The organism is Methylobacterium sp. CCH5-D2 (genome assembly GCF_001556475.1).
Lineage (GTDB): Bacteria > Pseudomonadota > Alphaproteobacteria > Rhizobiales > Beijerinckiaceae > Methylobacterium > Methylobacterium hispanicum.
Genome location: NZ_LSIX01000833.1, coordinates 1 through 1,230 on the forward strand (window position 1 = coordinate 1; position 1,230 = coordinate 1,230).

At 72.8% G+C, this 1,230-nt stretch carries 1 protein-coding gene; it reads right to left on the minus strand.

Features of this window, described 5'->3' with window-relative positions; all coding sequences use genetic code 11:
- Positions 1-829: HAMP domain-containing protein (locus AX737_RS21815; RefSeq protein WP_156453880.1), on the minus strand; the 829-nt coding region annotated here is incomplete at its 3' end.
- Between the last annotated feature and the right edge of the window lie 401 nt (positions 830-1,230).

Sequence of the window (1,230 nt, forward strand, 5' to 3'; positions counted from 1 at the left end):
GCTCGGTCGCGGACGACGAGACCGTGCCGACGATGCCGCCCACCGCCCGCTCGAAGCCGTCGGCGAGATCCACCATGGTGCGGCGGCGCGCCTCGGCGGCGGCCGCGTCGGCGATGCGCCTGACCTCGGCCTCCTCGGCGGCCTTCCGCGCCACCATCGCCTTGATGTCCTCGACGGCGCGGCCGACCGCGCCGATCTCGTCCCCGCGCCGCGCCTCCGCGATCTCCGCGTCGATCGCGCCCTGCGCCATCCGCTGCAGCACCGCGACGAGGCGGCCGAGCGGGCGGCTGATGCCGAGGATCGCGACGAGCACCGCCGCGACGATGCCGGCCAGGAGCCCGAGCCCGGTGAGGAGCCACAGGCTGAGGCGCGTCGCCGCGATGTCGCCGGCCAGCCCCTGCGCGCCCGCCTCCATGCTGGCCGCGATGTCGGCGCTGAGCTTCGAGGCGCTGCCGGTGAGCGCCGCGAAGGTCGGATCGACGTCCCGGTGGATGACGGCCAGCGCCTCCGCGTTGAAGTTCGCCTCGCCGAGCGAGCGCGCCTCCGAGACGCTGGACATGAAGCTCTCGGCCCCGGCGCGGACCTCCTCGATCCGCCCGGCGAAGCTGGGCATGTCGGCCGCGATCTCGCCGAAGAGCTGGCGCAGGCCCGGCGCGGCCGCCTCGAACTGCGCCGAGGCCCGCCGGATCTGCTCGGCGTCCGTCTCCGCGATCGTGCGGTAGACGGCGTAGTACATCTCGTAGATGTGCCGGTTGATCCGGCGCGCATTCGCCGCCGCCCGCGCGTCGTGGGCGATGAAGCGGTCGTAGCTCTCGCCGATCGTGCCCATGCGCGCGCTCGCGTGCCAGATGCAGCCACCGACGATGACACCGATCAGGGCAATGACTGCCGCGATCTTGTGCAAAATTCGCACGTTGGAGAGCAGGACCATCGCAGGCAACCGGCGCTAGATCGAGAGTACCGGCTCGGTACGACATCCTGCGTTAACACCGGCTTTAGCCTGATGGGCGTGCGCCAGTATTTGCACCGGCCCATCCTGCATCGTGCCGACGCGCGCCCCGGCCCCTCCGGACACGAGCGGTCCTGCCGATCCCGTCTTGTGGACCCCGTCCTGCCGATCCCGTCCCCCATCGCCGGAGCGCCGCCATGGCCACGCTGATCCTGTCCACGGCCGGGGCGGCCGTCGGCACCGCGCTCGGCGGGCCGATCGGCGGCGTGGTCGGGCGCGCG